Source organism: Pseudomonas sp. EU05-FHT14B02, from assembly GCF_058791055.1.
On the sequence record NZ_JBYTDD010000014.1, the window covers coordinates 136019 to 151846 of the forward strand.

A 15828-nucleotide genomic window follows, 5' to 3' on the forward strand; every position below is an offset into this window, starting at 1 on the left:
ATCAGCGCAGCAGCGGCCGCAGCAGCTCGCGGGAAATGATGTGGCGCTGGATTTCCGAAGTGCCTTCCCAGATCCGTTCGATCCGCGCGTTACGCCAGATGCGCTCCACCGGACCTTCGTCCATCAGGCCCATGCCACCGAAGATCTGCACCGCTTCATCGGCGGTACGGCCGAGCACTTCACTGGCGAACAGCTTGGCCATGCCGGCCTCGCCATCGGTCATGGTGCCCTGGTCCATTTTCCAGGCGGTATGCAGGGTCAGGAGTTCGGCGGCGCGGATTTGCGTGGCCATGTCGGCCAATTTGAACGACACGCCCTGGTAGGTGCCAATCGGCTGACCGAATTGCTTGCGGTCCGCCGCCCATTGCAAGGACAGGTCCAGTGCGCGCTGGGCCTGGCCGACGCAGTTGGCCGCGACCATCACGCGCCCGGCGGTCAGCCAGGCGTTGGCCACGTCCCAACCCTTGCCGACTTCGCCCAGCACTTTGCTGGCCGGTACGCGGCAGTCGTCGAAGAACATTTCGAAGGTGTGATAACCACGGTTGCTCACGCACTTCGGCCCACGGCGGATGGTCATGCCCGGGGTGTTGCGGTCGACCAGGAACGAAGTCACGGCGTTGCGCTTCTTGCCGTTGTGCTCGTAGGTGTCGGTCACGGCGAAGACGATGGCGAAATCGGCATGGCCGGCGTGGCTGATGAAGTGCTTGCTGCCGTTGAGAATGAAGTCGTCGCCTTCACGCACGGCGCGGGTCTTGATCGCATTGGCATCGGAGCCGGCACCCGGCTCGGTCAAGGCGAAGCAGTCGATTTTTTCGCCCTGGATGCACGGCAGCAGGTAGTCGTTGATCTGCTCGCCCTTACAGGCCATGAGGATTTTCGACGGCCGCGCGACGAACACGTGCAACGCCCAGGAGACCTTGGACAGCTCACGCTCGATCAGCGCCTGGGACAGGTAATCCAGGCCACCACCGCCCACTTCTTCCGGCATGTTGAAGGCGTAGAACCCGGCGGCAATCGCCTTGCCGCGAATCTGCGCTGCCAGTTCCGGGGAAACCTCGTCGGCGCGGTCGACTTGTTCTTCATAGGGCAGCAGTTCCTTCTCGACGAAGCTGCGTACCGAGTCCACCAACATTTCTTGTTCTTGGGTCAGTTGGAAATTCATGGTGCTACCTGTTGTTCGTGTTCTGGGAGATGGAGAGGAATCAACGACCGATGAAGCGTGCCGGGCGTTTTTCCATGGCGGCGCGCAGGGCTTCGTTGCCGTCTTCGCTGCGACCGCAGAGCAGGCCGGCGGCGAGTTCGGCTTGCAGTTGTTCGGCCAGGCTGCGTTCGGCGCCTTCACGCATGAGTTTCTTCGTCTGGGCGAAGGCAAAGGTCGGGCCGGCGGCCAGGCGTGCGGCCAGTTCGCTGGTAACCGTTAGCAGTTGCTCGTCGGCGCACACTTCGCCAACCAGCCCGGCGGCCAGGGCACGGTCGGCGCCCCACAATTCGTCCAGGAACAGCAGACGCTTGGCCTGTTCGCTGCCGATCAGGCGCGGCAAGTGCCAACTGGCGCCGGCGTCCGGCGAGTACGCCATGCTGGTGTAGCCGGCCTTGAAGCGTGCCGATTGCCCGGCGATGCGCAGGTCGCAGCACAGGGTCAGGTCCATCCCGGCGCCGACGGCGGTGCCGTTGATGGCGGCGATGGTCGGTTTTTCCAGGCTGTGCAGGCGGGTCATCAAGGCGTGGGCGGTTTCGGTCCAGCCGTAGGTTTCCAACGCCCCCCGGGCTTCGGCATCGGCCCATTCATCAAGGTCCGCGCCGGCGCAGAAACTGCGGCCGCTACCGGTGAGCACCACCACGCGCACCGCTGGATCGGCGTTGAAACCGTCGAGCAAGCCGTGCAGGTTTTTCAGCGTCGGAATGTCCAGCGCATTGCGCTGGGCCGTGCGATTGAGGGTGATCCAGGCAACGCCTGCTTCGACCTGACTGAGCAGCGACGATTGAGTGGTCATGGGAATCCTCGAATTATTGTGTTTGGTCTGAGGTGATGCGACTTGAGGCCATACTAAACGAGTGTTCAGTAAGGCGGCAATTGGGAAGGAAATGGGCTGTAACAAGCTCAATAGACACTTAAATAATTGTTTTTATTGAGTTATTTTCTGATTGGCGAGCGTGAGCCATTGGTACTGTTACAACTTCGAACAACTGGCGACAGGAGGCAGGTCGCAAATTTACCGAACACCGCAAACCCCTGTGGGAGCGAGCTTGCTCGCGATAGCGGTAGACCAGTCAACAGTGATGTTGAACCTAGTGCCGCCATCGCGAGCAAGCTCGCTCCCACAAGGGGAAGTGGTTATCTGGAGGTGTTATGCAGTCGGCAAGCTCGGCGCCAGCACCGCCCCGCGCTTGCGATGAATCAGGAAGTACGCGCCATAGCACAGCGCAATGAATCCAAAACCCCAATACAGCGACGGACGCTGGGTTTCATCCAGGGCCAGGAACACGAACAGCGAGCAGCACAACGTGATGCACATCAGCGGCAATACCGGGAACCACGGTGCGCGGTACTTCAGGTCGCTGAGTTTGCCGCCGTCACGCAAGTACGCCTTGCGGAACTTGTACTGCGCCAGAGCAATGACAATCCAGGTCACGGTGCCGGACATGCCGCTCACGGCCATCAACACCATGAACAAGGTATCGGCGGCGACGAAGCTGGTCATCAGCGACACCAGCGCGAAGCACAAGGTAATGCTCAAGGCACGCAGCGGCACCCCACGTTTGCTCAATGGCGAGAGGCTTTTCGGCGCCATACCGGTTTTCGACATCGCCCACAGGATGCGCGTCGAGGCATAGAGGCCGGAGTTGCCCACCGACAGGATCGCGGTAAGGATCACGAAGTTCATCAGGTCGGCCGCATAGGGAATGCCGACCATGTCGAACACCTGCACAAACGGGCTTTCCATCAGGCCGGCCTGCTGCCACGGCACGATGGCCGACAGCACGATGATCGCCAGCACGTAGAAGATCAGCACGCGGAACACCACGTTGCGCACGGCGCGGGGAATGCTTTTTTCCGGCTGATCGGTTTCACCGGCAGCCACGCCCATGATCTCGCAACCCTGGAACGCGTAGACCACGGTCATCATCACCGCGAACACGGCTGACAGGCCGTTGGGGAACAACGAATCGCCGATCAGGTTGGTCGCCATCGGCGCCGGTGCGCCGCTGCTCAGGGGCATCACGCCGAAGATCACCAGAACACCGACCACGATGAAACCGAGAATCGCCGCCACCTTGATCCCCGAAAACCAGTATTCGGCTTCACCAAAGGCGCGGGTCGCCATGGCATTGATACCGAACAGCACCACCACGAACAGCGCCGACCAGTACCAGATTGGCACCTGCGGGAACCAACGGGTCATCAGCATGCCGGCGGCGGTGAACTCCAGACCCACGGTGGTGGCCCAGCTCATCCAGTACACCCAGCCGATCATGAACCCGGTGGCCGGGCCGATGTATTTTGTGGCGTGGGTCTGGAACGAACCGGACACCGGCATCTGCACCGACAGCTCACCCAGGCAGACCATCACCAGGTACATCAGGAAGCCCGCGACCAGGTAAGCCAGGATCGCCCCCACCGGGCCGCCCTGGTTGATGGTCACGCCAGAGCCCATGAACAACCCGGTGCCGATGACGCCGCCCAGGGACAGCATGAAGATGTGCCGGCTCTTGAGAGCCCGGGTCAGCTGGATGCCTTTACGATCGGTGCTGCGATCAGTGTTTTCGTTCATGTCGGCACCTCAGCAGTCATAGAGGTGCGCAGCGCGCGACAGGACGTCACGGCGCAGGGAGGGATCAGCTTTACGGCAATTCATTATTATTATCTCCAATAAGCTTCGAAGACCGCGCTGCGGCGGTTGCGTCGATTATTGGAAAGCCATGTAAGTTCGCGTTGACCGTAAAGATCGAAGTTGTACAAAGTCGTAACAAACTTGTACGTCAGCTCTGCAACAGGCCTTTGAGGGTATCGAGCGAATGCTGCAAATGCTCATCAAGCGTGAGGCTCATGCGGCGGATAGCCGATTCATCGTTTGCCAGCGCCAAGGTCTCCAGCGCCCTTAACGTGCTGGCCAAACCCCGAAAACCAAGGGAATCGCAGCTACCGGCCAGGCGGTGAGCCAGTTGCGCGACCTCTGTGCAGTCATCGGCGGCCATGGCTTCATTCAGCGCGTCGCGGTGCTGCAGGATCGAGTCACGCAGAACCGCCAGCAGACCCTGAACCTTTTGCGCACCGAGCAGGCTGCGATGGGTCTGTAACAGCGGCCAGTCCATGGTGTCATCGCTGAGCAGCGATTCGACCACAGGCACATGCCCTTCCAGCACCTGGCGCAGGTTTTCCAGGTTCAAGGGCTTGGCCAGGACACCGTCCATGCCGGCCTCCAGATAACCGCGCACCAGTGCCGGTTGCACGCTGGCGGTCAGGGCGAAAATGCGGGTATGGCGGTTCGGCCCGTCGCTGTGGCGGATCTGGCGGCATAACTCGACACCACTAATGTCTGGCAGATGTACGTCCAGCAGGATCAGGTCGAACACCTGCGCCGCGCAGTGTTGCAACGCCTGATGCGCTTCTTCGGCGAGCCACACCCGGTGGCCGTCTCGTTGCAGCAAGCCCTGGACCACTTCGCGGTTGAGCGCCACGTCTTCGACCACCAGGATGTTCAGTGCCGGCCCCGCCGCCCGAACTGCAGGGGCCTCAGCCATGCCGCTGGCCGGCTGCAATGACAACTCGAACCAGAAGCAACTGCCGCGCCCCTCTTCACTGTCCACGCCGATGCAGCCCCCCATCTGCTCCACCAGGTGTTTGCAGATCGCCAACCCCAACCCCGTACCCCCAAAACGTTGCGCGACTTCTTCGCTGGCCTGGGTAAAGCGCTCGAAGATCTTTTCCTGCATCTGCGGGGCAATGCCGATGCCGTCATCCGTGACACAGACCCGCAGCCGCTGTCCCAACTGTTCGCCAGTTTCGCTGAGAAGCCCCACCTCGACGCTGACTTCGCCGCCTTCGGTGAACTTGATCGCGTTGGCCAGCAGGTTGCTCAGCACTTGGCGCAGGAACTGCTCGGCGCCGTGGTAATGCTCGGCAATCCGCTGATCGACGCGGCAACTGAGGATCGTGTCGTTGTTCAGCGCTCGCGGTTCCAACAGAGTCAGTACCTCGTCGAGCAACTGGCGCAGCGAGAAATCCACCGGTTCAGGATGGCTGACGCCCTCCTCCAGCTTGGCGAAATACAGCACTTCGTTGAGGATTGTCAGCAAGCCTTCGCCGGCCTTGTGCAAGGCATCCAGGCGTTTGCTGTCCTGGGCATCCAGCCGAGCACCGCGTAGCAATTCGGCCATGCCGAGAATGCCATTGAGCGGTGTGCGCAGTTCGTGGCTCATGGTCGCCAGGAATCGCGACTTGGCAAGGTTGGCCGCTTCCGCTTCGTCCTTGGCGCGCATCAGGCTCGCGGTGCGGCGCTCGACCATTTTCAGCAATTCGTCACGGTTGTCCTGCAAGGCCAGCCGATCGGTTTCCCGGCGCTCGATATCCCGCAGGATTGCCCGGCGCATGTCGTCCAGCGCATGGGCCACGGTGTCGATTTCGTCACTGCCGCGGCGCTTGTCCAGGTGCAAGGGTTCCTGCCACTCACCCGCAGCGATACGCCGGGCAAACTCGGCCATGACTTTCAGGTGCCGGGTCACCAGTCGATAAAACAAGCCCGACAAGGCAACGGCCAGACCGCAGAGAAACACTGCCATCCACAATAGGCTGGTCAAACCGGAGGCGTAGAGACGCTGGTACACCGCCCCCAGATCAGTGCTGACTTCCAGTTCACCCAAGTTGCGCAAAGGGCCGGATGGCGGCTGATAGTCCAGGGCAAAGCGCTCGATGCGCAGCGGTCCCGCAGGGTTCGGATTGCCCTGTACCAGGTCGAAATCGGCGCTGATCAAGTGCACCCGCGCGACGTCGGAGAAGTCCACCAGCCCGCGCAACTGGACATTCAACTGCTCCTGGTTCAAGTCCCAGAGGCTGCGTTCCAGGCTGGCCAGGTACCCGGCGCGGATCAGTTCCATGCGCGAATCGATGTCGCGCATTTCCCGTCGATACTCGATGTACAGTTGCACACTGCTGGCCAGCACGGTGAAGCACAGGCTGAACAACAGAATGAACAGCAACAGGCGTCGCAGCAGTCCACCGGGACGGGCGCGAATCATTGTGCATCCGCCGGCAGGTTGATCATGTCACGGTAGGTCACTTCGCTTTCGTTGAGCCAGCGCTCGATGTCACCGGCATCGACCATGCGCTGCAACTGCGCATTGATCTCGGGCATGCGAGTGGCCAAGGGCGAGCGCCGCGACACGGCAACCCGCAGGTAATCCACGCTCAATGCCTTGGGCAAGGCGACGATGTCCTGGCCGCCGGGCAGGTTTTCCACGTACAGCTGGCCGGTGCGCCGCTCCTGGGTGATGAAATCGATGCGCCCGCGAATCAGCTTGCCGAAGTTCTGGTGGCTGTCGGAAACCCATTCGATATTGTTGTTGCGCGCGACCATGCGATCGAACTCCACGCCGTAGCTCTCACCGAACAGCAGGCCGCCACGGTAACCGGCCAGGTCGTCCAGTTGTTCGAATTTCACCGGATGCTGGCGGTTGACGAACAACGCCACTTCTTCACGCAATACCGGCACCGTCGAGAACATCATGCTCTGCTCCCGTTGCGCGGAGCTGTAGGCCAGTACCACATCGACCCGGCCTTCGGCAGCGTCCAGCAGGCAGCGTTTCCAGTTACCCAGCACGACCATCTCGACTTCATATCCCAGTTGACCGAACAAGTGCTTCACCACGCTGGGCGCCAGGCCGCGCACCTGCTTGCCATCACTCCAGGAGATCGGCGGGTACACCGGGTAATCGCAATAGCGAACCTTATCCGCCGCGACGGCATGGCCGGCCACCAGTATCGCCAGCAGGCAAAGCCATCGTGTCATCAGGTTCAGGCCGCCACGCTGGCAGTAAACAGGTAACCGGCGCCGTGAATGGTGATGATCAACTGCGGTTCGGCCGGATCGTCATGTAACTTGCGGCGCAGGCGTCCGACCAGCACGTCGATGGAACGGTCGTTGGGCACCCATTCACGGTTGCGGATCTGGTCCATCAATTGATCGCGGCTGAGGGTGTGGCCGCTGTTGCGCAGGAACACGCTGAGCAGCTGGTATTCGCCGTGGGTCAGCAGCGTTTCGCTGCCGGACGGATCGATCAGGCGACGGCGGTCGGTGTCCAGCGCCCAGTCGGCAAACTGCTTGACCGGTTTGGCCGCCGCGATGGCGGGCGCTGGCGTTTGCGCATGACGTACCCGGCGAATCAGGTTTTTCGCCCGGGACACCAGCTCCCTTGGATTGAGGGGTTTGATCACGTAGTCATCGGCGCCGCATTCGAGGCCGACGATGCGATCGATTTCATCGTTGCGCCCGGTGATCAGGATGATCCCGACCTCCGAACGCACCCGCAGCTCGCGGGTCAGGGTCAGGCCGTCCTTGCCCGGCAGGCGGATGTCGAGCATCACCAGGTCGACGCTCTGGCTGGCCAGGAAGGTTTCCGCCAGTTCCGCCGTGGCGGCGCAATGGACGTCGTAGCCTTCCTGGGACAGGTAGGCGTGCAGCAGATCGCGAATCAGCGGATCGTCATCGACGATCAATACCCGAGGAGTCATCGCTTGGTGTCCGGCTCAGGCCCGAAGGCCAGTTTCTTATTAGAGTGTTTTCCTGCGTCGGCGCCAGAGAGTATCGATTGCTGAACGACTGATCAACAGTCGCTCGTCTGCACGCAAAAGCGCTGTCGTCCGCCGGCCTGCAAACCATCGACCCAGGCCTCGCAAATCTGGATGCCCTGCTCCGGGGTGAAGGTGCCGGGGTTCAACCCGGACTCCAGCCACAAGCCGTCTAGCAAGGCGCTGAGGCTGATGGCGGCCAGGTCGGCGTCGAAGTTTTCCCAGACCTCCTCCCGGGCCAGTTCCGCCAGCACCTTGCTCAGGATGCCGCGATACTCGCCATAGGAATGATCGTGGGCCTGGTTGATGGCCTCGGCGGTTTTCACTGCGCCCCAGAACGCCAGCCACGCATCGATCAGTTGCGGATCGAGCAGCTCGGCGGAAAACGATCCGCGAAAAAATGCCGACAAGCGTTCTCGGGCATTCGGCGCGGCTTGCTCCATGGCGTCGCGCAGCAAGGTCATGACTCGCCCGGTGATAGCCATGTAGGCCTCGGCCACCAGCTCATCCTTGCCGGAATAGTGATGGCTGATCAGCCCCACCGAGACCCCGGCCTCGGCGGAAATCTTGCGGATCGACGCGCCCTGGAAGCCATGACGCTTGAGGCACACCAGCGTCGCCTCGATCAGGTTGGCTTTGCGCAACTCCGGTTCCATGCGGGAAAAACGGGCTTCCTGATTCATGGGCGACACGCTCCTTGGTTCAATCGTTTAGGCCCGCGCGGGGTAGCGGCGGGCTGAACGAATGTACAGCAAGAGCGGGCAGTTTCTCTAGTCGGGCGTCAGTCCATACAACACAGGATCTGGATCAGTCGCGGTAACCTGGCGCCACTCGATCCAGCATTCTCAACAACGCAGCCCAGGCCAGTTGCATGGAATCCGGATCAGCCAACTGACCCTCCTCCAACGGCCGCCCCGGATCATTGAACTGCCGCTCGGTATGCGCGCAGACCTCGTCCGACGGCAGTACAACCTCACCGGCGGCCTGGGCGGCCAACTGGATTTCACAGGCCTTTTCCAGGTAGTACATGCGCAGGAATGCTTGGCTCACGGTCTCGCCAACAGTCAGCAAACCATGGTTGCGCAGCATCAGTACCGATTTGTCGCCCAGGTCCGCCACCAACCTTTCTTGCTCGCTCAAATCCAGCGCCACGCCCTCGTAGTCGTGGTAGGCAACACGGCCATAGAACTCCATGGAAATCTGGTTCACCGGCAACAGCCCGCACTTCAACGCCGCCACCGCGCAACCGGATTTGGTGTGGGTGTGCAGCACGCATAGCGCATCTTCACGGGCGCCGTGGATGGCGCTGTGAATCACGAAACCAGCCGGATTGACCGGGTACGGCGACGGTTCCACAGCGTGGCCATCAAGGTCGATCTTCACCAGATTGGACGCGGTGATCTCATCGAACATTAGCCCGTACGGGTTGATCAGAAAGTGATGCTCTGGCCCCGGAATGCGCACCGAGATGTGAGTGAAGATCAAATCGGTCATGCGAAAGTGCGCAATCAAGCGGTAACAGGCCGCCAGTTCCTCACGCAGGCACTGCTCGGTGGCGCTGCGCTCAAGCGCGGCAGTCAAATGGCTCGCGATCTCAATCATTTTTGTGGTTCTCCAGGTTGATTGGCTGGGGCCAGACAGTAGGCTTAGCATAAAGAGACGTCCAGCCGCTGGCGCTTACCTGCACTCACCGGCAAGACCTGCTTACATGGATTGAAACGACTGGATGCTGGAATCAACTTATTCTGGAAAATCCAGTATGCGGATAAACACCTCTATGATTGGCTCCCTTCGCTTGACTCGAACCCATTTCTTCGCATCGCTTGTCGCCATTTGTTTTCCAGTATTGGAGGCACATGCACAGCCAGTTAACACGTCAACCAACGACATTCTGATCATCCGCCCGGCACACCCCGTATGGCTGCTTGAGCAACCCTATGCCGATAGCCCCTTGTTGACTGCGCGTACATACGGCAACAGCACTTACGGCAATTATCAAGTCAATGCCGGCCTGCAAATCATTTGTCACCCGCGGAATCGAACGGCCGGATTGACACTGCAGATCACTCCGTCGCCACTGGGCTTTGATAGCGATCCATTTGAAGGCCCGGATGCCACCGCGGATGGGCCATTACACGTCATTACGGGTACACGCACTGCCTTCGAACACCGTGTATCTGGTATTTGGACTGACGGTGGGGCTTTTCAGGTTGGTAAAATCTTTGCGATCAACACATCCATCCCCCCTGAGGAATTGGCCTACTGGGCGAGCGATGCATCACGCGGCCACCCCCTAAAGCTTTCGTTAGCCCCGGCAAAGTCGGGCGGTAAGCCGTTGATAGCGACCTTCTCATTGCCCCAAAACAACGCGGGGTTAAAGAATGTCATCCAGCCTTGCCTTGGCACAGTTACGGCCACGCCTATTAAGCCCTAGCGCGGCTGTATCGAAGCCTGTGGGACAGAGTAGTCACCCACGTATAAATACCCCGCTTGAGCGTAACCGCTGGCCTGCGCCCGTGAGCGCCAATTCAGAAGCCCACCAAGTAAAAAAATAAGTTGATTTTTTACTGCCGGTAAATTTCTATAGATAAAAATAACAACACCGAAAACCTTATGCCACTGTAGGAGCGAGCTTGCTCGCGATGGACCTGAGGGCGACGCGTTCATCCAGACAACACGCGTTATCGTTAACGTCCATCGCGAGTAAGCTCGCTCCTACAGAGGTAGCCTGTCAGGAGTACCCGCCACATGACGACCTCGACACCCGCCTTCGCGCACCTGTTCGAACCCCTGGAGATCCGTGGCAAGCGTCTGAAGAACCGCATCATGTCCAGCGGACACGACACCTCGATGCCCACCGACAACCTGGTCAACGAACAATTGATCGCCTATCACCGGGCGCGCGCCGAGGGTGGAGCCGGGCTGATCGTACTGCAAGTGGCCGGCGTGCATGACAGTGCGCGCTACACCTCCCACGTGCTGATGGCCACCGACGATGCGTGCATCGAGGGCTACCGCAAACTGGCGCAAACCTGCCATGCCCACGGCACCCTGGTGTTGTCCCAGGTGTTCCATCCGGGGCGGGAGATCATGGAGTCCAGCGATGGCCTGCTGGCGGTGGCCTACTCCGCATCGTCGGTGCCCAACGAACGTTTCCGGGTGATGCCCCGCGCGCTGGACCAGGCAATGATCGACGAGATCGTCGCCGGTTATGCCGCTGCCGCCCGCCGTCTGCATCAGGCAGGCATTGATGGCGTCGAGGTCGTGGCCAGCCACGGTTACCTGCCGGCACAGTTCATCAATCCGCGGGTCAACCGGCGTACCGATGGCTACAACGGTGAACTGGACCAGCGCTTGCGTTTTCTGCGCGAGGTCATCGCCGCCGTGCGCGCGGCGACCGACCAGCAGTTCATCATCGGCCTGCGCATTTCCGCCGACGAGCGCGACCCGGAAGGCCTGACCGAGGACGAATCCCTGGCCGCCGTGCAGTCACTGCAAGCGCAGCTTGATTATGTGCATATCGTCGCCGGCACCTCGGCTTCCCTTGGCGGCGCGGTGCATATCGTGCCGCCCATGGCGATCGAAGCGGCGTACCTGGCCAGGGAAGCCGGAACGTTCAAGGCCAGTTTGAACATTCCGTTGTTCGTCACCGGGCGCATCAACCAGCCCCAGGAAGCCGAGCTGATCCTGGCTCGTGGCCAGGCCGATGTGTGCGGCATGACCCGGGCACTGATCTGCGATCCGCAAATGCCCAACAAGACCGACACCGGCCGCGTCGAAGACGTGCGGGCGTGCATTGCCTGCAATCAGGCGTGCATCGGCCACTTCCACAAGGGCTTGCCGATTTCCTGTATCCAGCACCCGGAAACCGGACGCGAACTGATCTTCGGCGAACGGCGACAAGCGCCACAGCGCAAACGCATCATGATCGCCGGCGGTGGCCCGGCCGGGATGAAAGCCGCCACCGTCGCGGCTCAACGCGGCCATGAGGTGACGTTGTACGAAGCCAATTCGCAACTGGGCGGTCAGGTGTTGCTCGCGCAATTGCTGCCCCGGCGCAGCGAGTTCGGCGGTGCCAGCACCAACCTGCAGCGGGAAATGGAACTGGCCGGCGTGCGCGTAGTGCGCAATACCCGAGTCGACCGGGCACTGGTGGAGCAGGAAAAACCGGACATGGTGATCGTCGCTACCGGTGCCGAGCCCTACTGGCCGCCCTTCGAGCGCGGTGGTGAGTTGCAGGTGGTGGACGCCTGGCAGGTATTGCGCGATGAAGTACGGATCGGCCGTTCGGTGGTGGTGGTCGACTGGCGCTGCGACTGGATCGGCCCCGGCATCGCCGAACGCCTGGTTCGCGCCGGGCACCAGGTACAGCTGGCGGTCAACGGCACCCATTGCGGGGAAAACCTGCCGCTGTACGTGCGCGATCAACTGGCCGGCGAGCTGCATAAACTGGGCGTGCCGATCACACCATATGCGCGGTTGTATGGCTGCGATGACAACACGGTTTACCTGCAACACACCGCCAGTGGCGAACCGATGCTGATGGAGAACATCGACACGCTGGTGCTGTGCCAGGGTCACCAGCCGGTGGATACCCTGGGTGCCGAGCTGCAAGGGCTGGTGGAGTTTCGCCGCATCGGCGACTGCCTGGCGCCGCGCACCGCCGAAGAAGCGATTTATGAAGGCCTTAAAGTCGCGTGGGAGCTTTAAGGCTGTTTATACTCCGGGGCTTAGACGGCTAACACCAACCCTGTAGGAGCGAGCTCTGCTCGCGATGGACCCGAGAACACCGTTGGGGGTCAGGCTTCCAGCGTTATCGTTGGCGACCATCGCGAGCAAGCTCGCTCCTACAGGGATTTGCGCCACTCCTCCCGGTTCGGATTTGACCATGAGCAACAGCAGCACCACACAGCCCGCACCCGGCAACGCCGAACCGCATTTTCTCGGCACGCGCATTCGCGGCCTGCGCAAGCGTCGGGGCATGACCCTGACGGAGCTGGCGCAACAGAGCGAACTCACCGCCGGCTACATCAGCCAGCTGGAACGCAACCTCGCCTACCCGTCGATTCCGGCGCTATTCAACATTGCCCGCAGCCTCGGCGTTACCATCCAGTGGTTCTTCGCCAGTGAAGCGGTCACCGCCCCCGAAGACGATGGCATCGTGGTGCGCAAGAACAGCCGCCTGAACGTGCATTACGAAGACGGCATCGTCGACCAGTTGCTGACACCTCAAGCCAACCGCCAACTGGAAATGCTCCACTCGCGTTTCCCGCCCGGCACCTACAGCCAGCAAAGCTACAGCCACGACGGTGAAGAAGCCGGCTACTTGCTCTCGGGGATTTTCGAGTTGTGGGTGGGCGAGCGCCATTTCCAGCTCAATGAAGGCGACAGCTTCAGCTTTTCCAGCCAGGAACCGCACCGCTATGGCAACCCTGGCGATGTCGATGCAGTGGTGATCTGGGTGATTACACCGCCGACGTTCTAACGTCGGCCGCGACCAGGGGCCGGCGTGACACTCGCACGCTTGAGGGTGTCGCTCGGCAACTCCTTGAACAGCGCACGATAGCTGCTGGAAAACCGCCCCAGATGCCAGAACGACCAACGCATCGCCACTTCAGCCACGGTGGTTTGCGTCGGCGTGCGACTCAGCAATTCGCGGTGGGCACTGTTGAGTCGGCGCAGGCGCAGCCACTGGGTCGGCGACATGCCGGTATAGGTCTTGAACGCATGCTGCAACTGACGCAGTGAAAACCCCGCGATCTGGGACAATTCCAGCAGATTGAGATGTTCTTCCGGGGTGTCCGCGGCCCATTCCCCTACCCGTTTCATGATCGAGCGCTCCCCGGCCCGACGCTGCAAGGCGCCCTGGTCGAGGCCGACGCACGCGTTGTCGAGGATGAACAGGCAATCTTCCAGCAGTTGCTGGGTCAGCACTTCGCGGCTCGGTGGATCGAAGGTCTGCGACAGCCGCGTCAAGGTTCCGCTGAGCCAACGGCAAAACAGCGCATTCTGCTGGGCGTTGAGCGGTGCCATGAACAACCCTTCAAGCCTGGCGATGTCCAGGCTGTGGCGCTTTACAAACTCCGGCCCGAACACCACGGCGATTTCCTGATAGTTCTCCGGGGTGATCCAGATGTTGCGGCTTTCGCCATTCAACACGTACAGCGCGTTGTCACCGCGATCGAAACAGAACGATAACGAACCCTGGGGCGCGCTGAAATTCTGCTCGACACGAGTGTTCATCGACTCTTCGTAAATCTCCACGCCCTGCAGATCCAGATAACGCACCCTACCCGCGAAGTGCCCCGGCGACATCTGCTGGTACTGCTGCACCCAGCCTGGAGTGGCGCGGATTTGCTCGGCGACATCGGCGGTGTTGAACGCTTGGACCTGGAGGGAACTGGAACCTGTCATGGGGCGACCTTACGCACTCTTTTGGTGCGTTTTGTGCTGCTTAAAGTGGATAGATGGAACCGCAAGGCTCGCACAAGATAGTCGTCAACGCGCTACAGGGGAAGTGTCCGGCGGATGAAACCGGTCTCTCCTGGCGTTAATAAAACCAATAACGAGGTCTTTATGAATGTCCCTTTCGATCAGCTGTTCACTTGGCTGAAAGATCACAAGATTACCGAAGTCGAGTGCGTCGTCAGCGATCTGACCGGCATTGCACGCGGCAAAATTGCACCGACCAACAAGTTCCTGCATGAGCGAGGCATGCGCCTGCCGGAAAGTGTCCTTCTGCAAACGGTAACCGGGGACTTTGTCGACGACGACATCTACTACGACCTGCTCGACCCGGCCGATATCGACATGGTCTGCAAGCCGGACGCCGACGCCGTCTACGTGGTGCCATGGGCCATCGAGCCGACCGCCATCGTGATCCACGACACCTTCGACAAGTTCGGCAACCCGATCGAACTGTCGCCGCGCAATGTGCTGAAGAAAGTCCTGCAGTTGTACACCGATAAAGGCTGGCGGCCGATTGTCGCGCCGGAAATGGAGTTCTACCTGACCCAGCGCTGCGAAGACCCGGATCTGCCGCTCAAGGCGCCGATGGGCCGTTCGGGGCGCGCTGAAAGCGGTCGTCAGTCATTCTCCATCGACGCGGCCAACGAATTCGACCCGCTGTTCGAAGATGTCTATGACTGGTGCGAACTGCAAGGTTTGGACCTCGACACGCTGATCCACGAAGACGGCCCGGCGCAGATGGAAATCAACTTCCGTCACGGCAACGCCCTGGACCTGGCGGACCAGATCACCGTGTTCAAGCGCACCATGCGTGAAGCGGCACTCAAGCACAACGTGGCGGCCACCTTCATGGCCAAGCCGGTCGGCGACGAGCCAGGCAGCGCCATGCACATTCACCAGAGCGTGGTGGACATTGCCACCGGCCAGCCGATCTTCGCCGATGCCGATGGCAACATGAGCGAGCTGTTCCTGCATCACATTGGCGGCTTGCAGAAGTACATCCCGAAAGTGCTGCCGATGTTCGCGCCGAACGTCAACTCGTTCCGCCGCTTCCTGCCGGACACCTCGGCACCGGTGAACGTCGAGTGGGGCGAAGAAAACCGCACCGTGGGCCTGCGCGTACCGACTTCAAGCCCGGATGCCATGCGCGTCGAGAACCGTCTGCCGGGCGCGGACGCCAACCCGTACCTGGCCATCGCCGCCAGCCTGCTGTGTGGTTACCTGGGCATGATCGAGCGCATCGAGCCGAGCGCTGCGGTACAGGGCCGCGCCTATGAGCGTCGCAACCTGCGCCTGCCGATCACCATCGAGGACGCCCTGACCCAGATGGAAGAATGCGACACCATCAGCCGCTACCTGGGCAGCAAGTTCGTGCGGGGCTATGTCGCGGTCAAACGCGCCGAGCACGAGAACTTCAAACGGGTGATCAGCTCCTGGGAGCGTGAGTTCCTGATGCTCAGTGTCTAAAAAACCCGCTCTCGCATGGGATCACACATCCCTTGTGGGGGGGGGGGGGGGGGGGGGGGGGGGGGGGGGGGGGGGGGGGGGGGGGGGGGGGGGGGGGGGAGAGGGGG

The 15828-nt window shown here is 61.1% G+C and carries 13 protein-coding genes; 4 read left to right on the plus strand and 9 right to left on the minus strand.

Features of this window, described 5'->3' with window-relative positions; all coding sequences use genetic code 11:
* Position 1: 1 nt before the first annotated feature.
* From AC3WTM_RS15075 to AC3WTM_RS15110, 8 genes are all read right to left on the minus strand, one after another.
* Positions 2–1162 (minus strand): acyl-CoA dehydrogenase family protein, encoded by a 1161-nt coding sequence (locus tag AC3WTM_RS15075; protein WP_102669578.1) that lies wholly within the window; start codon positions 1160–1162, stop codon positions 2–4.
* A gap of 40 nt (positions 1163–1202) precedes the next feature.
* Positions 1203–1994, minus strand: a complete 792-nt coding sequence (locus AC3WTM_RS15080) for an enoyl-CoA hydratase/isomerase family protein (RefSeq protein ID WP_102669577.1) — start codon at positions 1992–1994, stop codon at positions 1203–1205.
* Between the two features lie 354 nt (positions 1995–2348).
* Positions 2349–3773, minus strand: a complete 1425-nt coding sequence (locus tag AC3WTM_RS15085) for an amino acid permease (protein WP_102669575.1) — start codon at positions 3771–3773, stop codon at positions 2349–2351.
* Between the two features lie 208 nt (positions 3774–3981).
* Positions 3982–6237: an ATP-binding protein gene (locus tag AC3WTM_RS15090; protein ID WP_102669574.1), complete on the minus strand. Its 2256-nt coding sequence runs from the start codon at positions 6235–6237 to the stop codon at positions 3982–3984.
* On the minus strand, positions 6234–7007 hold the full coding sequence (locus tag AC3WTM_RS15095; RefSeq protein WP_102669573.1) for a substrate-binding periplasmic protein: 774 nt from the start codon (positions 7005–7007) through the stop codon (positions 6234–6236). Before AC3WTM_RS15095 ends, AC3WTM_RS15090 begins: the two co-directional genes overlap by 4 nt.
* 5 nt (positions 7008–7012) lie before the next feature.
* Positions 7013–7729, minus strand: a complete 717-nt coding sequence (locus AC3WTM_RS15100) for a response regulator (RefSeq protein WP_090455091.1) — start codon at positions 7727–7729, stop codon at positions 7013–7015.
* 92 nt (positions 7730–7821) lie between these two features.
* Entirely contained in the window at positions 7822–8469 is a 648-nt protein-coding gene (locus tag AC3WTM_RS15105; RefSeq protein ID WP_102669572.1) for a TetR family transcriptional regulator C-terminal domain-containing protein, read from the minus strand.
* Between the two features lie 124 nt (positions 8470–8593).
* Positions 8594–9388 carry a class II aldolase/adducin family protein gene (locus AC3WTM_RS15110; RefSeq protein ID WP_102669571.1) on the minus strand — a complete coding sequence of 265 codons (795 nt, stop codon included), beginning with the start codon at positions 9386–9388 and terminating at the stop codon, positions 8594–8596.
* A 124-nt stretch (positions 9389–9512) separates the two neighbouring features.
* Here AC3WTM_RS15110 and AC3WTM_RS15115 point away from each other — a divergent pair, with 124 nt between their 5' ends.
* The 3 genes from AC3WTM_RS15115 to AC3WTM_RS15125 all read left to right on the plus strand — a co-directional run bounded on the left by AC3WTM_RS15115 (position 9513) and on the right by AC3WTM_RS15125 (position 13271).
* Positions 9513–10220 carry a hypothetical protein gene (locus AC3WTM_RS15115; protein ID WP_146023692.1) on the plus strand — a complete coding sequence of 236 codons (708 nt, stop codon included), beginning with the start codon at positions 9513–9515 and terminating at the stop codon, positions 10218–10220.
* 314 nt (positions 10221–10534) lie between these two features.
* The gene (locus AC3WTM_RS15120) at positions 10535–12496 is read left to right on the plus strand and encodes an oxidoreductase (RefSeq protein WP_102669569.1); all 1962 of its coding nucleotides are present in this window, start codon (positions 10535–10537) and stop codon (positions 12494–12496) included.
* Positions 12497–12674: 178 nt separating this feature from the next.
* Positions 12675–13271 carry a helix-turn-helix domain-containing protein gene (locus AC3WTM_RS15125; protein WP_102669568.1) on the plus strand — a complete coding sequence of 199 codons (597 nt, stop codon included), beginning with the start codon at positions 12675–12677 and terminating at the stop codon, positions 13269–13271.
* Here the strand turns inward: AC3WTM_RS15125 and AC3WTM_RS15130 are convergent.
* Complete coding sequence (locus tag AC3WTM_RS15130; RefSeq protein WP_102669567.1) at positions 13268–14200, minus strand: helix-turn-helix domain-containing protein; 933 nt, start codon at positions 14198–14200, stop codon at positions 13268–13270. The two genes, AC3WTM_RS15125 and AC3WTM_RS15130, sit on opposite strands and share 4 nt — an antisense overlap.
* Positions 14201–14362: 162 nt before the next feature.
* On the opposite strand from AC3WTM_RS15130, the gene AC3WTM_RS15135 reads away from it, so the two are divergent.
* A complete protein-coding gene (locus AC3WTM_RS15135) occupies positions 14363–15721 on the plus strand; it encodes a glutamine synthetase family protein (RefSeq protein WP_102669566.1) in 1359 nt (452 codons plus the stop codon).
* Positions 15722–15828 lie beyond the last annotated feature (107 nt).

What these genes read in the sequence shown, in the direction of transcription:
- AC3WTM_RS15110 (WP_102669571.1), bottom strand. Translation starts at nt 9,388, where the DNA reads ATGATTGAGATCGCGAGCCATTTGACTGCCGCGCTTGAGCGCAGCGCC.
- AC3WTM_RS15100 (WP_090455091.1), bottom strand. Translation starts at nt 7,729, where the DNA reads ATGACTCCTCGGGTATTGATCGTCGATGACGATCCGCTGATTCGCGAT.
- AC3WTM_RS15120 (WP_102669569.1), top strand. Translation starts at nt 10,535, where the DNA reads ATGACGACCTCGACACCCGCCTTCGCGCACCTGTTCGAACCCCTGGAG.
- AC3WTM_RS15115 (WP_146023692.1), top strand. Translation starts at nt 9,513, where the DNA reads ATGCTGGAATCAACTTATTCTGGAAAATCCAGTATGCGGATAAACACC.
- AC3WTM_RS15125 (WP_102669568.1), top strand. Translation starts at nt 12,675, where the DNA reads ATGAGCAACAGCAGCACCACACAGCCCGCACCCGGCAACGCCGAACCG.
- AC3WTM_RS15090 (WP_102669574.1), bottom strand. Translation starts at nt 6,237, where the DNA reads ATGATTCGCGCCCGTCCCGGTGGACTGCTGCGACGCCTGTTGCTGTTC.
- AC3WTM_RS15075 (WP_102669578.1), bottom strand. Translation starts at nt 1,162, where the DNA reads ATGAATTTCCAACTGACCCAAGAACAAGAAATGTTGGTGGACTCGGTA.
- AC3WTM_RS15080 (WP_102669577.1), bottom strand. Translation starts at nt 1,994, where the DNA reads ATGACCACTCAATCGTCGCTGCTCAGTCAGGTCGAAGCAGGCGTTGCC.
- AC3WTM_RS15105 (WP_102669572.1), bottom strand. Translation starts at nt 8,469, where the DNA reads ATGAATCAGGAAGCCCGTTTTTCCCGCATGGAACCGGAGTTGCGCAAA.
- AC3WTM_RS15095 (WP_102669573.1), bottom strand. Translation starts at nt 7,007, where the DNA reads ATGACACGATGGCTTTGCCTGCTGGCGATACTGGTGGCCGGCCATGCC.
- AC3WTM_RS15130 (WP_102669567.1), bottom strand. Translation starts at nt 14,200, where the DNA reads ATGACAGGTTCCAGTTCCCTCCAGGTCCAAGCGTTCAACACCGCCGAT.
- AC3WTM_RS15085 (WP_102669575.1), bottom strand. Translation starts at nt 3,773, where the DNA reads ATGAACGAAAACACTGATCGCAGCACCGATCGTAAAGGCATCCAGCTG.
- AC3WTM_RS15135 (WP_102669566.1), top strand. Translation starts at nt 14,363, where the DNA reads ATGAATGTCCCTTTCGATCAGCTGTTCACTTGGCTGAAAGATCACAAG.